Origin of the sequence: Neobacillus muris (assembly GCF_943193175.1) — a bacterium.
GTDB classification, from domain to species: domain Bacteria; phylum Bacillota; class Bacilli; order Bacillales; family Cytobacillaceae; genus Neobacillus; species Neobacillus muris.
The window spans coordinates 50,423-67,928 of sequence record NZ_CALPDF010000023.1 but is presented as its reverse complement, the minus strand read 5'-3'; the positions used below and the strand labels follow the sequence as shown (position 1 = coordinate 67,928).

20 protein-coding genes are annotated in these 17,506 nt (G+C 41.8%); 10 read left to right on the top strand and 10 right to left on the bottom strand.

Annotated features, from left to right (window positions below; genetic code table 11):
- Positions 1-283: 283 nt before the first annotated feature.
- From NFS43_RS15190 to narI, 4 genes are read left to right on the top strand one after another with little or no spacing between them, the layout of a single operon-like run.
- Positions 284-3,949 carry a nitrate reductase subunit alpha gene (locus NFS43_RS15190; protein WP_251553014.1) on the top strand — a complete coding sequence of 1,222 codons (3,666 nt, stop codon included), beginning with the start codon at positions 284-286 and terminating at the stop codon, positions 3,947-3,949.
- Entirely contained in the window at positions 3,939-5,405 is a 1,467-nt protein-coding gene (gene narH / locus NFS43_RS15185) for a nitrate reductase subunit beta (protein ID WP_251552970.1), read from the top strand. The genes NFS43_RS15190 and narH overlap by 11 nt, the downstream gene beginning before the upstream one ends.
- 51 nt (positions 5,406-5,456) lie before the next feature.
- The gene (narJ, locus tag NFS43_RS15180) at positions 5,457-6,053 is read left to right on the top strand and encodes a nitrate reductase molybdenum cofactor assembly chaperone (protein WP_251552944.1); all 597 of its coding nucleotides are present in this window, start codon (positions 5,457-5,459) and stop codon (positions 6,051-6,053) included.
- The gene (gene narI / locus NFS43_RS15175) at positions 6,008-6,700 is read left to right on the top strand and encodes a respiratory nitrate reductase subunit gamma (protein ID WP_251552838.1); all 693 of its coding nucleotides are present in this window, start codon (positions 6,008-6,010) and stop codon (positions 6,698-6,700) included. Before narJ ends, narI begins: the two co-directional genes overlap by 46 nt.
- 57 nt (positions 6,701-6,757) lie before the next feature.
- On the opposite strand, the gene NFS43_RS15170 is transcribed toward narI, so the two are convergent.
- The 5 genes from NFS43_RS15170 to NFS43_RS15150 all read right to left on the bottom strand — a co-directional run bounded on the left by NFS43_RS15170 (position 6,758) and on the right by NFS43_RS15150 (position 11,616).
- Entirely contained in the window at positions 6,758-7,000 is a 243-nt protein-coding gene (locus NFS43_RS15170) for a hypothetical protein (protein WP_251552824.1), read from the bottom strand.
- Between the two features lie 706 nt (positions 7,001-7,706).
- Positions 7,707-8,009, bottom strand: a complete 303-nt coding sequence (locus tag NFS43_RS15165) for a hypothetical protein (protein ID WP_251552819.1) — start codon at positions 8,007-8,009, stop codon at positions 7,707-7,709.
- A gap of 325 nt (positions 8,010-8,334) precedes the next feature.
- On the bottom strand, positions 8,335-9,747 hold the full coding sequence (locus NFS43_RS15160; protein WP_251552787.1) for a DUF4179 domain-containing protein: 1,413 nt from the start codon (positions 9,745-9,747) through the stop codon (positions 8,335-8,337).
- Positions 9,740-10,279, bottom strand: coding sequence for a sigma-70 family RNA polymerase sigma factor (locus NFS43_RS15155; protein WP_251552785.1), 540 nt, complete (start codon positions 10,277-10,279; stop codon positions 9,740-9,742). Before NFS43_RS15155 ends, NFS43_RS15160 begins: the two co-directional genes overlap by 8 nt.
- 173 nt (positions 10,280-10,452) lie before the next feature.
- The gene (locus NFS43_RS15150) at positions 10,453-11,616 is read right to left on the bottom strand and encodes an SEC-C metal-binding domain-containing protein (RefSeq protein WP_251552783.1); all 1,164 of its coding nucleotides are present in this window, start codon (positions 11,614-11,616) and stop codon (positions 10,453-10,455) included.
- 220 nt (positions 11,617-11,836) lie between these two features.
- On the opposite strand from NFS43_RS15150, the gene NFS43_RS15145 reads away from it, so the two are divergent.
- Entirely contained in the window at positions 11,837-12,031 is a 195-nt protein-coding gene (locus NFS43_RS15145) for a hypothetical protein (RefSeq protein ID WP_251552757.1), read from the top strand.
- 131 nt (positions 12,032-12,162) lie between these two features.
- Here the strand turns inward: NFS43_RS15145 and NFS43_RS15140 are convergent, their stop codons facing one another.
- Both NFS43_RS15140 and NFS43_RS15135 read right to left on the bottom strand, forming a co-directional pair.
- Positions 12,163-12,966, bottom strand: coding sequence for a hypothetical protein (locus NFS43_RS15140; RefSeq protein WP_251552755.1), 804 nt, complete (start codon positions 12,964-12,966; stop codon positions 12,163-12,165).
- A 36-nt stretch (positions 12,967-13,002) separates the two neighbouring features.
- Positions 13,003-13,476, bottom strand: coding sequence for an Hsp20/alpha crystallin family protein (locus tag NFS43_RS15135; RefSeq protein ID WP_251552753.1), 474 nt, complete (start codon positions 13,474-13,476; stop codon positions 13,003-13,005).
- A 179-nt stretch (positions 13,477-13,655) separates the two neighbouring features.
- Here NFS43_RS15135 and NFS43_RS15130 point away from each other — a divergent pair, with 179 nt between their 5' ends.
- Genes NFS43_RS15130 through NFS43_RS15115 form a run of 4 tightly spaced genes read left to right on the top strand, consistent with a single transcriptional unit; the run spans position 13,656 to position 14,680 of the window.
- On the top strand, positions 13,656-13,886 hold the full coding sequence (locus tag NFS43_RS15130) for a hypothetical protein (RefSeq protein WP_251552729.1): 231 nt from the start codon (positions 13,656-13,658) through the stop codon (positions 13,884-13,886).
- Positions 13,887-13,909: 23 nt separating this feature from the next.
- Complete coding sequence (locus NFS43_RS15125) at positions 13,910-14,161, top strand: hypothetical protein (RefSeq protein ID WP_251552726.1); 252 nt, start codon at positions 13,910-13,912, stop codon at positions 14,159-14,161.
- A gap of 11 nt (positions 14,162-14,172) precedes the next feature.
- Positions 14,173-14,406, top strand: coding sequence for a hypothetical protein (locus NFS43_RS15120; protein WP_251552723.1), 234 nt, complete (start codon positions 14,173-14,175; stop codon positions 14,404-14,406).
- Positions 14,407-14,443: 37 nt separating this feature from the next.
- On the top strand, positions 14,444-14,680 hold the full coding sequence (locus tag NFS43_RS15115; protein ID WP_251552703.1) for a hypothetical protein: 237 nt from the start codon (positions 14,444-14,446) through the stop codon (positions 14,678-14,680).
- 51 nt (positions 14,681-14,731) lie between these two features.
- Here the strand turns inward: NFS43_RS15115 and NFS43_RS15110 are convergent, their stop codons facing one another.
- Together NFS43_RS15110 and NFS43_RS15105 are read right to left on the bottom strand one after the other, a co-directional pair.
- The gene (locus NFS43_RS15110) at positions 14,732-15,055 is read right to left on the bottom strand and encodes a hypothetical protein (RefSeq protein ID WP_251552700.1); all 324 of its coding nucleotides are present in this window, start codon (positions 15,053-15,055) and stop codon (positions 14,732-14,734) included.
- Between the two features lie 117 nt (positions 15,056-15,172).
- Entirely contained in the window at positions 15,173-15,496 is a 324-nt protein-coding gene (locus tag NFS43_RS15105) for a BC1872 family protein (RefSeq protein ID WP_251552675.1), read from the bottom strand.
- A gap of 204 nt (positions 15,497-15,700) precedes the next feature.
- Between NFS43_RS15105 and NFS43_RS15100 the strand changes: the two genes are divergently transcribed.
- A complete protein-coding gene (locus tag NFS43_RS15100) occupies positions 15,701-16,213 on the top strand; it encodes a hemerythrin domain-containing protein (RefSeq protein ID WP_251552666.1) in 513 nt (170 codons plus the stop codon).
- 64 nt (positions 16,214-16,277) lie between these two features.
- On the opposite strand, the gene NFS43_RS15095 is transcribed toward NFS43_RS15100, so the two are convergent.
- Entirely contained in the window at positions 16,278-17,447 is a 1,170-nt protein-coding gene (locus NFS43_RS15095) for a DUF3800 domain-containing protein (protein ID WP_251552643.1), read from the bottom strand.
- Between the last annotated feature and the right edge of the window lie 59 nt (positions 17,448-17,506).

Here is a 17,506-nt window from a genome sequence, read left to right as displayed (position 1 = left end):
TGGTAAGCCGTATGCCTTAGTAGGGCACGTACGGTTTGATAAGGGGGAAGCCTTGAGAAAGGTTTCCCTACTTTATTATTACCCTTTTCCCCTCTTCGGCCCATTTAGTTATCTCGATCTCCTCACAAGCAAATTGTGTCGATTTTGTGTCTGATTTTCAAAATGTGAAGTACTTAACAGTTTCGGATTCATCCTCATTGATACAGTAAAACCAGAAAACATCCACTCCAGTGATGGATCGATATGTATCTATGAGAATACCTGAATAAAGGAGAGATTTTTGATGAAGAAGAAACGATCACCCTTACAAAATCGTTTAAAATACTTAACTCCTATTGAAAAACAATCGAATAACCATAGCCAAACGACGTTTGAAAACAGGGATTGGGAGCAGGCTTACCGCCAAAGATGGCAGCATGATAAAGTGGTCCGCTCCACACACGGTGTCAACTGTACCGGGTCCTGCAGCTGGAACATTTATGTAAAGGACGGCATCGTCACATGGGAGGGCCAGCAGCTCGACTATCCTTCAACAGGACCAGATATGCCTGATTTTGAACCGCGCGGCTGCCCTCGCGGCGCCAGCTTTTCTTGGTATATTTACAGTCCGCTTCGGGTCAAATATCCGTATGTCCGGGGCATTTTATTAGAAATGTGGCGGGAAGCCCTAAGGGTAAACTCAAACCCGTTAGACGCCTGGAAGAGCATTATCGAGAATCCCGAAAAGGCGAAACAGTATAAGCAGGCCCGCGGAAAAGGCGGATTGGTCCGGGCAGAATGGGCCGAAGTGCTAAAGCTCATCTCCGCTTCCCTTTTATATACGATCATCAAATACGGCCCTGACCGGAATGTCGGCTTTTCGCCGATCCCAGCAATGTCCATGGTCAGCCATGCGGCCGGCTCCCGGTTTATGTCATTAATGGGAGGTCCAATGCTAAGTTTCTATGATTGGTATGCGGATCTCCCCCCTGCCTCGCCGCAGATTTGGGGTGACCAAACCGATGTGCCCGAAAGCAGTGACTGGTACAATTCCGGCTATATCCTAACTTGGGGCTCCAATGTACCGCAGACGAGGACACCTGATGCCCACTTCCTGGCTGAAGTTCGGTACCGGGGAACCAAGGTTGTTTCTGTCAGCCCGGATTATGCCGAATCGACCAAGTTTTCCGATGATTGGATGAAGGTGAAACAAGGGGCAGACGGAGCACTCGCCATGGCAATGGGACATGTGATTTTAAAAGAATTCTATGTCGAAGGGCAGCATGATTATTTTATTAACTATGCGAAGCAATATACCGACTTTCCATTTGTCGTGACCTTAAAAAAAGATGGCGGCACATTTATTCCTGACCGGTTCTTAAATGCCGCTGACCTTGGAAAGGACGTTGGAAATGGCGAATTTAAACCAGTCTTGTTTAACGATCTTAATGGGCATTTGGCCATTCCACATGGAACGATGGGGGCAAGATGGGAAGATAAAGCAAAATGGAATTTAAAGATGCTCGATGAAGAAACAGGTGAAACCATCGATCCAAGACTTTCCTTCCATGGCATTGAGGAAGAAATTGCTACCGTTAAAATCCCTTATTTTTCACATGAAGGAAATGAGATTTTATACCGTAAAGTTCCCTTGAGGAAAGTGGAAGTAAATGGTGAAATTTTTTATACGACGACGGTCTATGATTTAACACTTGCCAACTATGGGGTCGACCGCGGTCTCGGCGGTGCGGCTATGGATTATAACGATTTGACTCCATTCACTCCAGGCTGGCAAGAAAATATCACCGGAGTTAAGAAAGAGCTCGTCATTCAAATCGCCCGTGAATTCGCGCAAAATGCCATTGATACGAATGGACGCTCGATGATTATTGTCGGTGCGGGCATTAATCACTGGTTCAACTCGGACACGATTTACCGCGCCGTGTTAAATCTTGTGTTGTTTGTTGGCGCACAAGGAGTAAACGGCGGCGGCTGGGCCCATTATGTCGGCCAGGAGAAGCTTCGTCCTGCAGAGGGCTGGCAGACAATTGCAACAGCCAAGGACTGGTCCGCACAGCCGAAATTACAAAACGGTACCTCGTTCTTCTATTTTGCCACCGATCAATACCGTTACGAAGAACAGCCGGTTAGTGAGCATATTTCACCTTTATATAAGAAGGCGCGCTATGACAGCTATGCGGATTACAATGTGATGGCAGCCCGTCTCGGCTGGCTCCCGTCTTATCCAACCTTTAATAAAAATGGCATTGATTTATATAAAGAGGCCGCAGAATCCGGGAATGACATCGGCCAATATGTGGCAAACAGCTTAAAAGATAAGAAACTGCAATTCTCGATTGAAGATCCCGATAATCCAGTCAACTTCCCAAGAAATCTATTTGTCTGGCGGGCCAACTTGATTTCCAGCTCCGGCAAGGGGCATGAATACTTCCTAAAACATTTATTGGGTGCAACCCACGGTCTGCTCAATGATGACCAGGATAGCTTAAGGCCGGAAGAAATCAATTGGCGCGATGACGCTCCAGAAGGAAAACTAGATTTGCTCATCAACTTGGATTTCAGAATGGCAGGAACCGCCCTTTATTCAGATGTGATCCTCCCTGCTGCCACCTGGTATGAGAAACATGATTTAAACAGCACGGATATGCATCCCTTTATCCATCCGTTCAACCCGGCGATCTCGACTCCATGGGAAGCCCGATCCGACTGGGATATCTTTAAATCGATTGCCAAGGCAGTTTCTGACATGGCAGCAGAACTCGAGATGGAACCAATTAAAGAAATAGTGGCAACACCATTACAGCATGATACACCGCAGGAAATGGCCCAGCCGCTAGGTGCCATTAAGGACTGGAGCAAGGGTGAATGCGAACCGATTCCAGGAAAAACCATGCCGCAAATTCATGTAGTCGAACGAGATTATAAGCTGATTTACGACAAGATGACTTCACTAGGACCTGGCGTGCAAAAGGCACCTTACGGTATCAAAGGAATCAATTGGTCGGCATCTGATGAATATGAAAAACTAAAGAAAGTGCTTGGGACGGTGCGTGGCGGTGCGGCAGACGGATGCCCGAATATCGAGTCAGCCAAAAGCGCAGCGGAAGCCATTTTAACCCTCTCCTCCACTTCGAATGGAAAAATGGCGGTGAAGGCTTGGAAAGCTCTTGAAAAGAAAACGGACTTACAGCTGGCTGATCTCGCTGAAGAACGGGAGGAAGAATGCTTTACCTTTGAGCAAATTACCGCTCAGCCAAAAACGGTGATCACCTCCCCTGCCTTCAGCGGCTCAGAAAAAGGCGGCCGGCGCTATTCACCGTTTACCACCAATGTGGAACGAATGATTCCTTGGCGGACCATTACCGGCCGGCAATCGTTTTATGTGGACCATGAAATGATGCAGGAATTTGGCGAGGCGATGGCAACGTTTAAACCCATCCTTCAGCACAGGCCGTTCAAGAAAAACCGACCGGCAGTGGAAGGAAAAGAAATTGTCTTAAATTACTTAACACCGCATAACAAATGGTCGATTCACAGCATGTACTTTGATTCCCAGCCAATGCTCACCCTATTCCGCGGTGGTCCAACCGTTTGGATGAACAAGGATGATGCTGCTGAGGTCGAGATTAATGACAATGACTGGATTGAATGCTTCAACCGGAATGGAGTCGTTGTCGCAAGAGCGGTTGTTTCCCACCGAATTCCAAGAGGCATGGCCTTTATGCACCATGCCCAGGACCGGCATATTAACGTGCCTGGCACGAAATTAACGAATAATCGCGGCGGCACCCATAACAGTCCGACCCGCATCCATGTAAAGCCGACCCATATGATTGGCGGCTATGCGCAGCTTAGCTACGGATTTAACTACTATGGCCCAACTGGAAACCAAAGGGATTTAAATGTCGTGATCCGGAAACTGAAGGAGGTTGATTGGCTTGAAGATTAAAGCTCAAATTGGAATGGTCATGAATTTAGATAAATGCATCGGCTGCCATACCTGCAGCGTGACATGCAAAAACACCTGGACGAATCGTCCAGGTGCAGAATATATGTACTTCAATAACGTCGAAACCAAGCCGGGGATCGGCTATCCAAAACGCTGGGAAGACCAAGAAAAGTACAAGGGCGGATGGGAAGTCAAGAACGGAAACCTTCAATTAAAATCTGGTTCCAAAACAAACCGGCTGCTCAATCTGTTTTACAATCCGAACCTTCCAGAAATCGATGATTATTATGAGCCTTGGAACTATGATTATGAAACGCTGACAAACAGTCCAACACGCAAAACCCAGCCGGTAGCCCGCCCTAAATCCTCCTTAACTGGGGAATTCATGGAGGTCCTCTGGGGACCAAACTGGGAAGACGACTTAGCTGGCGGACATATCACTGGCTTGAAAGACCCAAATGTTGAAAAAATGGAAAACCAAATCCGCACAGAATTTGAAGATGTATTTATGATGTATCTGCCAAGAATCTGTGAACACTGCATTAACCCAGCTTGTGTCAGTGCCTGCCCTTCCGGAGCGATGTATAAGCGGGATGAAGATGGAATTGTTTTGGTTGACCAAAATGCCTGCCGGGCTTGGAGACATTGTGTGTCCTCCTGCCCTTACAAAAAGGTTTATTTTAACTGGCAGACCAATAAAGCAGAAAAATGTACGCTTTGTTTCCCTAGAATTGAAGCTGGACTGCCTACCATTTGTTCAGAAACCTGTGTGGGCCGGATCCGCTATCTGGGTGTGATGCTTTATGATGCCGACAAGGTTCAGGAAGCTGCAATGGCAGATGAAAAGGACCTTTACCAATCACAGCTGGAAGTATTCTTAGATCCGAATGACCCTGAAGTGATTGCCAAAGCAAAAGAAGAAGGCATTCCAATGGAGTTCATTGAAGCGGCACAGAAATCTCCAATATATAAAATGATTATTGATTGGAAGATCGCTCTCCCGCTTCATCCGGAATATCGCACACTGCCAATGGTTTGGTACATTCCGCCATTGAGTCCGATCATGAATATGTTTGAAGGGATCGGCAGCAGCTCCAGTGCAGAGGATATTTTCCCAGCGATTGACCAAATGCGGATTCCGATTGAGTACTTGGCAAACCTGCTCACAGCTGGTGATGAAACCCATATCCGCACCACGTTAAAAAAGATGGCCGTGATGAGAACATATATGAGAAGTGTTCAAACCAACAAAGCGCCTAATACAGCGATTATTGAAGCATTAGGATTAAGTGAACAAGATATTCAGGACATGTATCGCCTGCTTGCCATTGCCAAGTATGAAGACCGCTTCGTGATTCCGGCTTCACACCGCGAAGAAGTGGCAGATCTCTATAGTGAGCAAGGCAGCTGCGGACTTGCCTTTGCCGGCGGTCCAGGAGCTTGCGGAACCCTTTAAAATGGGTTCCCCTCTCCCCTTCCAAATAAGATGAAAAGCAGGTGATAACGGATGATCAATGAGAATCACAATCTTCTATTTCAATATTGTTCTATTTTATTAAATTATCCTGATCAAGAATATCAAGAGATTCTTGAGGAGGCAGCAGAAGCTTCCAGCGGCCAGCCAGAATCTGAGGCTAACCAAGAACTTCAGCAATTTCTTGCAAAAGCAAGGTCCCTGTCCCCTACTGAATTGGTTGCCACCTATGTTAATACCTTCGACTTTGGCAAGAAAACCAATCTCTATGTTAGCTATATGACGAATGGCGAACAGCGGGAAAGAGGCATGGATCTTCTGTTTTTAAAAAATTACTATCAAATGCACGGCTTTCAGGTAACAGACAAGGAACTGCCTGATTATCTGCCAGTTATGCTAGAATTTGCCGGACAAGTGGACCAGGAGACTTTTAGACCGATTCTGGAACGATACTATGACCATATGAAAGAAATTGCGGATCATTTGGATCCATCGCATAACTTATATGGCCATCTTTTTCAAGCGATTTTGCTTGCGCTTAAAGGTGCCGGCATTACCAAGCCTGTACGGAGGAGTGAAGAAATATGTTCGAACAGTTTTTATGGGTCGTTCTCCCCTACATCGTCCTGACGATTTTTATCGGCGGCCATATTTATCGCTACCAGCATGATCAATTTGGCTGGACATCTAAATCAAGTGAGCTTTTGGAAAAAAAGCTGCTTCGCATCGGAAGCAATCTGTTTCATTGGGGAATTATCTTTGTTTTCGGCGGACATGTGATGGGTCTGCTGATCCCGATTGAGGTCTATGAATCAATGGGGGTTTCTGAGCACCAATACCACACCATCGCTTTAATTGGCGGGATACCTGCCGGACTGGCTGCTGCAATCGGCATTTTGATCCTGCTCTATCGCCGGATGACTGTCCGCCGATTGATTGCCACCAGTACGAAGGGCGATTGGCTGACACTGGTTTTTCTGGTGATTGTCATCTTGTCCGGTTTGTCCGCCACCTTTTTCAACATCGACTCGGAAGGGTTTGATTATCGGACAACGATTGGACCATGGCTGCGCAGCATCTTAACCTTCCGTGCCAATGCCGGCTATATGAGTGAGGTACCAGTGTGGTTCAAGGTTCACATCCTCGCCGTCTTGGGCATTTTTGCCGTGTGGCCGTTTACTCGGTTAGTCCATGTATTCAGTGTTCCCGTTCGTTACTTGTCCCGCAGTTATGTTATTTATCGAAAACGCGGACCTAAACAAAATCATCTATCCTAATAAAAAGGCATAAACCTTGCAGCAATCAGGTTTATGCCTTTTTTCTATTAATATCGTTTATGCATACTGAATGCCGGCTTGTTTGATATTGTTGATATCATCTGACCCGCAAGGTGTTACGGCATACGTCATGCCGCAGCTTGGGCAGTTCATGATAACAGTTTCTAAGGTGAACGTTTCGCCGCAGTCACAATGAATTTCGTGCGCCACTAATGGTGCCTGGCTATCTTTTCCTTTACTTTTCACATGGTCTACGACCGCTTTCCCGTCTTTCAGTCTAGAAGAACATCCACAGCTCATTTAATTACCCCTCCAAGGATCTTAATAGTTTTGTATTATTTAGGATAGCATATAAAACTTCCCATCCTTGGGGGCAAAAATGAAACCATTGTGAACTTATATCCAGTATCAAAAATATTTTAAGGAAACCAAAAACCACTAAACAGGGTCAATCATACATTGGCAGCAAATTCTTAGAGGTTTGAACTTATTATTTCTGATCCTCGAACAAATTTCCTTCTTCTATTCATCTGTTAAACTCTTGCACTAGTTTTCGTTAAGGAGATTTTCTGCTAGCCACTTCTTTTCCCCAATATATATCAGAAAAGTTAATATGAAAAAATATCACGATTAAAATTAAACTAAAAGGGCTATATTTTCCGCCCCGAATACTTTGTTACTTGACCTATTTCTTTGTCAATATTTCTTACATATTCATCACTAATTTGATAAATATTGCCATCAAAGACAATAAATGAATAGGCCCAACTAGTAAATGACTTACTCGGAAATAGAACCAAACCTAAAAGTATGAAAAATAAAATAGAACTGGTTATTTTATTTATTTTCATACAAAACATGCTTTGTCCAATTGATTGTCCACCAAATTGGTTCACTCCTTTATTTGTTTAGACCAAGCATCCATCACTTTATGAGTTATCCTTTACATACTATCTTGAGCTAAATATTTCTTACCCAAATTTCAGCATCTCGGGTTATAAAAATGTTAAATATTTTCCAACTTACCTACGATTAATTCTTTTTTTTCATCTTCGTTTATGTCTTCGTAATAAATTTGTGGTGCGTAAGTGGGGTTATTTGCAACGCTTAACCAAAAAGGTCTTGAGTAAACTTCTCCCTTGAAATCAATTTTAAAGTCTCGATACAAGCCATTTATTTCCTTAGCATACAAGACAATATCTTCTTCAGATAGCTTTGATACCAATTCATATCCTTCGTTTGAAGCACTTACACTTTTGGGAACAACCAAGAGAATAAATAGTGACACTAAGATAAGGCATTTTTTCATTCAATACACCTCATTTTATTATTCCCTGAGATGATTTTTTATTCAGCTATCTTTTTTCCATCATCGCAGGTTCATTATTCATGTTAAAACAGCAAGAGAAAAAGCTTAAAAATTAGTTAATTCATTCATTTTATAGTCTGTCGGACAAGTAGGAAACCTTATTAATTGGGTTTCCTTTAATTTTATAAAATTATCAACATTAGAATTAATCAGAGCCAATCCGTAAGAAAAGGCGATGACTTACATAAGTCATCGCCCTAATAAATCTACTTATAGAATTCCACTCTTCTACAATCTGGTCCCTAAAATAGACTGCTTTCATTGTTTATTCATTCCCAACTGGAAGTTCAACTGTGAATGGTTGTAATTCCTTAGCTGAGACAAAGCTGGAAAAATCAAATAGCAGCATGGTTTGTTCCAGCTTAAAATTCTCAATCTTTTCTTCTCCGTTTAGGTCAAAAGTGGATTGGAAGTGTGCTGTTGCCTTATCAATCATTTTAACTTTATTAAAAGGAATACCATGGTTTTTAGGTGGCCATGGATTTTCCGGATCAATTTTGTCTACATATTCCTGATCAACCAGCCAGAAAAGATATTCCAAATTATGGTTCATTATCTCAAGTTTATGTTTACTCAGATTCTTCGGCAGCCCTGTCAGTTGATAATCTATTACTAATTTCCCGCCTTTTTGCGTCACATCATTGACCTGCAGGCCTAAATTGAACCGTGTGCTTTTTAGGGAGAAAGATTTTTGGTCCAAAAGCTGCTGTACCTTTAGGTCTGTGAAATTGATCTGAGGATAAAAAGTAAGGGAAGTACTATCTGAATGGAGCTTGTCCATCTCTGTCCGAACGGTACTATGATATCCATCTTCTTGTTGCGATTCCTCGAGAACGATTGGGTTTCCCAGACTATACTCATTTCCTTTATTATCAACTACTTTTAAATAAATTTCATCATCCTTGTACCTCTGCACCGTTTCATAAACTAATGAGGAGGACGCTTTGGCGGTAAGAATCTCTTTTATCCGGATTTTGACCTCATCCTCCGGGTATCCTTGCTCCTGATTCATAACAAGAGTGCGGTTTTTTTCTTGTTGAATCGGTATATCAAATTTCCATTCGCCTTTGATCCCATTAATATTATGAATCGTGATTGGAAGTGTAAAATTCTCCTTAAAAGATTCATATGGATAGTTCATTTTCCATTGAAAGTTATATCCACCTTCCACTTTCTTAATGTCATTGGACTTCCCATTTAGCCAAGGGTCATGATCCCCATTATTATGTTCGAAGTTTAGATCAAAGCTTACTTCGCCTTTTTCGTTCCCCCCTTTTTCAACAGCTTTATCTACAAATCCTGTAATCGATACCACACTGCCGTCAAAGTATGCACTGGTCAGTTTTACCGTTACGCCATTTTTTGTAAGGGATTGGTTTAATTCTGTCACTGCCTCCTGGTTCGCTAATTCCATACCTGTTACATCATTAAATTCTTGAAAAATCCCTCCTATCAAAGGGGTTTTAGCTAATACTCGATTCATGGCAGGATTCACAAATCCAGAGGCAACGGTGATTCCAAGAAGAGCAGCAGCCGTTGCCACACCAGCAAGAACTTTGTTATTCTTTCCCTTTCCCCTATTGTCTTCCTTGTTGATTCCTTTGGAAATGGCGCTAAAGACTTTTTCTTTCGGAACATGTATTTGCTCTATAGCAGTTTTGAATTCCTTGTTATCCATGGCACTTGTCCTCCTCCTCTTGAAAGGATTTTTTCAGCTCCGCTTTGCCTCTGCTTAAATATGTTTTTACCGTACTCTCTGGAATGTCCATGACACTGCTTATCGCTTTGATCGAGTAATCGTAATAATAAAATAATATAATTGCCGTCCGGTAATTCTCTCTCAGCTGCTGAATGGCATTTAACAGCTGTAATGATTCTTCCATGTTTGGAGGTACTTGGCCAGGCAGGTTGGACAAGATCTCATCACTCAACGGAACAAGATTGCTTTTTCTCTTTAGGGCATGTCCCGAACATCGTATGACAATCCTGGTGAGCCAGGTCATAAAATACTCCGGATTTTTTAACGAATGGATCGAAGCAAATGCTTGATAGGTCGCTTCTTGGACCACATCCAATGCATCTACTTCGTTATGTACATAAAGGTAGGCAGTCCGGTAGATTCTCTCATAATGCTGCTGGACTAACATTTCAAAGGCGCTTTTATTGCCTTTGATTGCTTTTTTAACTAGCTGGTGGTTTTCCATTTTCATCTTATTTGATCCCCCTTTACTTATTAGTGGAGTCTATAAACTAGAAAAGTTTCAATATGTTTAAGTATTTTCCAAGAAAAGCATCAACGAAAAAAAGCATACCAATTTCTAACTGAATTGATATGCTTATTCGTATGCTTTCTGAAATGCCTCACCTAAAAACGAACTATATCCTATTTTCCGCAGCACTTTTTATATTTTTTGCCGCTGCCGCATGGGCAATGGTCATTACGGCCTACCTTGTTGTCATTTCTTACAGGAACGCTGTGCAGCAAATTGCCTTGTCCCGATTCTTGTCTAAAGTCCATTTCTCGTTCCATCGCCCCTTGTTTCCAATACTCCATGTCAGGATGCTGCTCTCCGATGATAGAAAAATAGCCATAAACCACCTGTTCGATATCCACCAAGCTTGAGAAATACTCATTTTCCATATGTGCGGAGATGTCAGGCAATGCCTGTTTGGAGAACTGATGGCATAGTGCCTCAATCAGCATATCTTGGTCTTCCAATTCCTCAGCAGCTTGGTAAGCCTCCCGTAATGCTAGAATAGCATGCTCTGATTTGATATTTTCGACAACGGAGCTGGCAAAAATTATCGATTCTGATTTCTTTAAGTAAGGTGCTACTTCCTTTACCACCTCATCTGATTGGAAACGAATTAAGACGTCCGCCACTTCCTCTAGCAGGACATCCTCATCACGGGTTAGCATGCCTGCCAGTGTCGGAATATATTGATCCAATTTCATCAAACCAATCATATAAACTGTCAAAATGCCATTAAAAGAAAACCATTGCTCCTTTACCTCTTTTTGAATCACCTGGCCAATTTCATCTGCTGTCATCCAGCCATGATCCACCATACATTTTGCCAGTTTTTTTGCTTTCTCAAATTGATCATGCTGGAATGAATTGGCACGCTCCAGTTTATCTATTGTGTTCCTATATTCTTGGCAAACCGTTTCTTTTGTCCCGGTTTGGATAAGCTCATATAACTCCCATGTCTTTTGGTTAATATATTTTTTTAACTGCTGCTTATATTGGAGTGCTAGTTCAATTTCCATGTTATCTAGCAATCTTATCGCTAAATGGGCCTGGGTCTTGTCCATTGTTGGGATTTTTTCGATTAGCAGCTTGGCTGCATCTTCATTGATTTTCTGATGGTCGACATAAATAAGAATGTCGCTCAGCTTGTCTTTATTTTTAAATGCTTCCTTCAGCAATTCTACGGTCCACTCCTCTGGAACAAGTGGATATTCATGCAAAGCATGCAGTACGGTTTGCTGAATTAAAAGATCATCGCTCGTTAAGTGCGGTTTTATTTTTTCTATAAAAGCCATTGGTAACGTCCTTTCAAAATGCTATTGTGTTCATTATCAATAATACTAAAATTTTCAATCCGAATAAACTATACGGCGTACTATAAATGTCATTACGGTTTTGAGGAACGCTTAAAATGCAAACAAAAAAAGAGAAAGCAACTTTAATTCGGAAGTTGTTTCACTATCTTTCAGAAATAGAGTATACTGAACTCAAATCCCTAAAAAGGAGAATTTTCCGATGACAGAGAATCACCAAATCGAAACGGCAAAAAAGAAAGTCAGCCTGCAAGAAATCATGAAGCAGCAGCTTGAAAACAAAAAGAATCAGAATTCCGCTGGTAAAGGAAAAGCAAGTGCTGACCTTTCAGCCAAGAAAATGAAGAGCCAGCAAACAAAGAAACCAAGCAATACCCGCAGAAAAATGGGTGTCTAACGAATCAGAAAGGCAATTAGATTCTTTCAATAAGCTCTGCATAGATAAAAAAGCTTGGGTTCATGATATCCCAAGCTTTTTTTCTAGGTAATATAATTGGAACCAACTGCTCTTTATGTTAGCCATCAATATTAGCCTTCCCCTTGGAATGGATCATCCTTAATTTGAATATTGGTATATTCTAGATCTATTTCTTCATTATAACTTTCCTGCTTGTCCATTTCATCACCGCTGGATTCCTTCTGGTGCTTCTGTTGTTTCATTGCCTTCATTTGGGCGATGTCTTCCTGAATTTGGTCTGTCACCGCTTTTGGCACTACGTCTTTCCCGTAGGTTGCGCCAATATTGAGGGCTCCGTTCAATTCTTTAATACCCAGCTGAGCGAAATTATTGTTTTGTTCATATTTATCTAAAAAAAGCTTATCAACATAAAGCGTTTTAAATAGCGGTTCCTGCTTGGATTCAAGGTCTTCGCTTTCACTAGTGGATTTGCTTCGATCCGCCAGTTTTTCAGATAAGTCCGCAATTTGCCTCATGATGACTGCTTGCACTTCATTTAGCAATAAGAAATTTGCCTCCAGTGCAGTGATTTTTGCTTGGATTGAGGATAAGCCGGCCTCTCCCTTTTGGTTCGATTGGCTGGTCTGAGTGGAACCTGTGCTGGTATTCTTTTGCCGCACCTTTCGTTCAAGGCCATTTACTTTTTGCAGCAGTTGCTCATACTCCTTATTAGGGACCATCATGTCAGAAGCATCCGGCCTCTCCCCTTCCCGGCGCCCCAGCTTAAGGAGTATTGGCCGAGCTTGTTTTTCAAACTGCAGCAAGTGCTTGACCTGAACCTCTAGTGCATTGATCCTGGTTATTTGCCGTTCCTCCGGCTTATTTTCGGGAGTTCCTGTCCGATTATTTTGGCTGAATAATTTTTTTAGATCCATTTCCCATCACCAAGCTTACCGATTTTTTTAAGAAGCCTACTCGATGTTTACTTGTTCCTCGTTTATCCTTTGCCGTTTATAAGCTATGTAGAGAAGTCCATTGTGAAACTTTGCCGTCATTTGATTAGAATTGACCGGTTCAGGCAGATCGATGGTACGCTGAAAATCCCCTTGGTGCCTTTCCTGCAAAATCGCAGTTCCAGGATTCATCCGGCCGCTGGTGCCTTTTAGCATTAATTTCATTCCAGCCAAGGATAACTGAAGATTTTCCTTTCGATACCCCGCCAGGTCCGAAACAATGAGAACCTCTTCCTCTGTCAAATAAATATCCGTTGGGGGAAAACTAACTTCTTGGCCAGGAGAACGCTCACTGCCAGGGGAGGGTGGGAAATCCGATACATCCTTCATCAGATCATTCACGGACGCCTGCTCAAATATGCTGCCCCAAAAGTCACCCGCCTGATACTTTTTTGCCAACTCCAGCCATTGCATCAGGTTCTTCATGTCCATAATGGATTCCCCCCTTGTGCTGCCAAACAAAGCTCGTACTTTTTCCTCTATTATTAAATCATATTTGATATTCCTGAAAAAAATTCATCTGTTTCCGATCGGACTTCCCCGTCTCCCTAACATAATTTCGTCCTAAACAGCATAGTCTGTAAAAACTGGCATGGAAGGAATGGTTTAGATTGAACTTTTTGCCAACCAATATCACGATTAAAGGTCTTAAGATAAATAATATGGACCACCTGAGCTCAACGTCCTTTTCTTCGACCATCAAAACAAACCGAAACGTCTGTGCCAAGAAAAATCAAGGGTTTGGGCAGCAATTTTCCGATAAAACAATTAGAGCCTTCGGTATCCATGCTGCCAACGATAATGATTTTCAGGATGAATATGCTGAGAAAATCAACCGTTAACTTTATATACGAGGAGGGATTTCATGACAGGACCAGTACCCTACATTAACATCAACATCAATATGATTAAAGTAAACTCTTTCGAAAATGCCTCGGCCATCAATGTGGGGCAGAACCTGTTGGCAGAATGGCATAATTCAGACAAGAAAAACCAGGGATTTGGTCAGAATATGGGCGATGGCAGTCATTTTCTCGGGACGAGGAGCTGTGTCGATGACCGCGACCAGATTGATTCTGCTTCTTCTTTTGCATCATCTCCCGTCCCGATTCCATAAAGGGGGACAATATGGTTTTTGCACCGATATCAATGAATATACTAGGTTTTAAGATTAATGCCCTGGACCACGGAGCCGTAATCAATCTTGGACCGAGCCAGCACAATGATTTTTTTGTGTCCTATAAAAGGAGCCAGGGGATTGGCGAACAAAACGGTGACCTGTCCCCCTCCCTGCTGTCGGTATCTTGGGTGTCGGATATGGATCTGATTGACAGCCCAACCATAAAGAACAGTGTCTTGTGACAACAGCTTTTAGCCATATAACATTAGGAGGAATTTGATGATATTTATTACGCCGATGGCAATCAATCTTCTCGGGTTTAAAATTAATGCAATGGATAATGGGGCTGTGGCAAATATGGGCTCGTTTCAACAGATTGACCAATTTATTTCCTATAAACGAAACCAAGCTGTTGGGGAACTAAACGGCGACCTATCCCCCGTGAATCTCCCTGCGGCATTTGTCTTTGATCCTGATGGTTCTGACAGTAATACAGTCAAAAACAGTTTGATATAATTTCTTCACTAAAAAAATGCAGGACCTAAATGGGTTCTGCATTTTTAATCGTTATAATACATAATCAATATAATTTCCATGCCCTCTTTCAATGGGGAGCCCTTGGCCTTCTAGTTCTTTCCAAATCTTTTGGTCCAACGCGAAGGCATCCATCTGCTGCAAGGCAGTGATTTCCTCTTCGGAAATTGAAAGATAATAATCCCGGTCATTCATTTTGACAATAAATTCATAGTTTTTTAGCTTCAAAACAAGGACTTCATACTGTTCATCCCATTCTTTCAGCTGTCCTTCAACACAATTGGCCACATGCAGCAGGAATCGTTCGGTACTATAATTTCTGGACATTAACCCTCGTGCAAATCCACTAATGTTCATGTTCCTCGCTCTCCTTTAGGATTATTTTACTATAAAAATGGGAAAATAAACAATATTGTTAACAGACTAAAAATGGCTGCCGATTATGATCGACAGCCATTTATTATCCTACACTTTTTAGCATAATTTCCTCCATACACTTGTGCTATGGGCTATGGAATTGCATTCAATGAGCGAATAGGCAGCGTTGGTAATGGCTTCGGCCAGCGAATTGCCAGTGGCACAGATCTCGTTGAAGCATACTCTGGAAGTTCCATTGATTTTATACGTAAACCCTAAGGCTTCTAACCTATCGACAATCATCATAGCGTGGGCAAGATTTTGCTCTGGCTGGAACTCAGAATCGTGGATGAATTTCCCTGTTTCATAATCATACCAGCGATCCCATCTATTTAACTTCCAACCTAGTATTTTCCGTGCAATCGCATCAATTTTCATCATAAATTCCGCTCCTTTTTGTTATATAACAATTCATTTATTTTTAAAGCAATTATATAACAGAAGGAATGAATTATCCAGTTCTAATTTTAAAATTTTCAAAAAATAAACCCTATACGAAAATGTTTTATTAGTGATTTCCATCACTATAAAATCACTGCAATTTTTATATAGTAATAGTAGAAATAGTCGAAAGGAGAATTAAATATGCAAGGATGTCATAATGGAATGTTTGGCAACGGGCCAGTTGCACTTTCAGAGGGATTAAACAGATTAGTGAGCGAGCACACACCGCTGCGGAATGGTTTAGATGCTTTATTCGCTCTAGGCAATCAAGTTGAGCAGGACCCCGAAGGCATAGCATGTGAAGAACTAGTTCCAAAGGTGAAAAAGTTTTTCACTGACCTTGAGTTCCATTCCGAACGAGAGGAAGATCTGTTGTTTCGGATGATGGAAGTGTATCTGGGAAAAAACGGCGGACCGATTGCCGTGATGGAATATGAACACGAGCAAGCTAGGGGGTTCATTCAGGAATTCATTAGCAATACTGAGAACCTATCCGCTTTAACAGCAGAGGAAAAGATTACTAATGCTCATTTAATAAAGAATGCTTACTACACGCTGCTGGACCATTTTGCTAAAGAGGAACAAGTCCTTTATCCGATGGCTGAACGGATGTTGACTGAAGAGGAAAAAGAACAATTGGCCCAAAAGGTGTGAGGTCAGTGCAAACAGAGGCTGTCCATTTAGGTGTTAAAACCCTTAATGGACAGCCCCTTTAGTTTTATATTTCTACGTGTTCGTGTTTGATCATTTCAATGACTTTTTTTAAATACTCATATTCCTTTTGTTCTAAAATATCCACTTCAGTGTTTGTAGCCAGAAGAATTTGCTCCCTGCATTTTGCAATTCTTTGGATCATCGGGTAAATGGTTAAACTAGATAAATTCACAAAGTCATACAAATCATTTAAACAAACCGGCAATTTATAGCCCTTTGTGCTGCTGGCAATTATGACCCCGCTGTCGCGGAGCTTTGAAACAATGTTTGAACGGAAATAATGAGGATTGATTTTTATGTCCCTGAGGGCGTTTAAATTATCGAGAATTTCCTGGGTATAAACATATTGATCCGGATTTTCCCTCAGATTAAATAGAAGATACTTAAGAAAAACCAGCCGAATTTTTTCATCCTCATCCTCACTTTTTCGATGTTTTTCCATATAGGAATAGGCCAAGTTGACTGCCTGCTTGATAATGACCTTGTCGTACCTGGAATCCCGATTGCCAAACTTGTAATCATAAAGGAAATTTTTATAATCTATTGGCAGTAGATTGATAGCGGCTATTTTATGTTTCATGAGTTGAAAAAAGCTTCGATAATGACTCGAATAATGGGCATGATCATAGCCTTTTGCGATCGTCCCGGCGACAAATCCAGCCAATTGAAGCAAAATATCAGACTTTGTGTCATTGAAACCAAATATCGAATAGTTGAATAAATCTGGTATGTTCCTGCTTTCAATGTAGTTTTTAAATTCCTGCATAAACGGTTTAGCTTCCGCTTCACTAACTACAAAGTCCAGCTGGTCAAATGTCTGATTCAAATCTTCATAAATCATTCTATTTAAATAGCGGATAAACGGCTTATTGTACATAATGCCGCTCTCTTCCCTTATTTTTCTTTTATCAATGACAAATGCGTATATGGTGAACGGCAATTCCTTGAGTTCAGTTAATATCTGAGTTGTTAAGGTGTTGTCGTTTATAGATTTTATTTTGCCATCTGGAAAGAATTGCTGGCGAAGCTTTTCCAATTCCTGTTCCAGCATGGCTTTATTGGAACCTTTGATTAAAATGGAAACGATGATAAAGTGGGTTGACACTTCTTGGTTGTCAAAATCAAATCGATAATCACCAACTTCGTCCATAAAGGCATATTGAATATCTTCCAATTCCCCCACCCCTGTCCATTGTGAATCATTGTCTTCTATATATTAGTTCAACAAAGTTT

Coding starts and splice junctions, on each gene's coding strand:
- NFS43_RS15160 (WP_251552787.1), bottom strand. CDS start 9,747: ATGGATAACAAGGAATTCAAAACTGCTATAGAGCAAATACATGTTCCG.
- NFS43_RS15155 (WP_251552785.1), bottom strand. CDS start 10,279: ATGAAAATGGAAAACCACCAGCTAGTTAAAAAAGCAATCAAAGGCAAT.
- NFS43_RS15110 (WP_251552700.1), bottom strand. CDS start 15,055: ATGAACATTAGTGGATTTGCACGAGGGTTAATGTCCAGAAATTATAGT.
- NFS43_RS15135 (WP_251552753.1), bottom strand. CDS start 13,476: ATGGACATGAAGAACCTGATGCAATGGCTGGAGTTGGCAAAAAAGTAT.
- NFS43_RS15105 (WP_251552675.1), bottom strand. CDS start 15,496: ATGATGAAAATTGATGCGATTGCACGGAAAATACTAGGTTGGAAGTTA.
- NFS43_RS15190 (WP_251553014.1), top strand. CDS start 284: ATGAAGAAGAAACGATCACCCTTACAAAATCGTTTAAAATACTTAACT.
- narJ (WP_251552944.1), top strand. CDS start 5,457: ATGATCAATGAGAATCACAATCTTCTATTTCAATATTGTTCTATTTTA.
- narI (WP_251552838.1), top strand. CDS start 6,008: ATGTTCGAACAGTTTTTATGGGTCGTTCTCCCCTACATCGTCCTGACG.
- NFS43_RS15115 (WP_251552703.1), top strand. CDS start 14,444: ATGATATTTATTACGCCGATGGCAATCAATCTTCTCGGGTTTAAAATT.
- NFS43_RS15125 (WP_251552726.1), top strand. CDS start 13,910: ATGACAGGACCAGTACCCTACATTAACATCAACATCAATATGATTAAA.
- NFS43_RS15165 (WP_251552819.1), bottom strand. CDS start 8,009: ATGAAAAAATGCCTTATCTTAGTGTCACTATTTATTCTCTTGGTTGTT.
- NFS43_RS15120 (WP_251552723.1), top strand. CDS start 14,173: ATGGTTTTTGCACCGATATCAATGAATATACTAGGTTTTAAGATTAAT.
- NFS43_RS15145 (WP_251552757.1), top strand. CDS start 11,837: ATGACAGAGAATCACCAAATCGAAACGGCAAAAAAGAAAGTCAGCCTG.
- NFS43_RS15100 (WP_251552666.1), top strand. CDS start 15,701: ATGCAAGGATGTCATAATGGAATGTTTGGCAACGGGCCAGTTGCACTT.
- NFS43_RS15170 (WP_251552824.1), bottom strand. CDS start 7,000: ATGAGCTGTGGATGTTCTTCTAGACTGAAAGACGGGAAAGCGGTCGTA.
- NFS43_RS15150 (WP_251552783.1), bottom strand. CDS start 11,616: ATGGCTTTTATAGAAAAAATAAAACCGCACTTAACGAGCGATGATCTT.
- NFS43_RS15140 (WP_251552755.1), bottom strand. CDS start 12,966: ATGGATCTAAAAAAATTATTCAGCCAAAATAATCGGACAGGAACTCCC.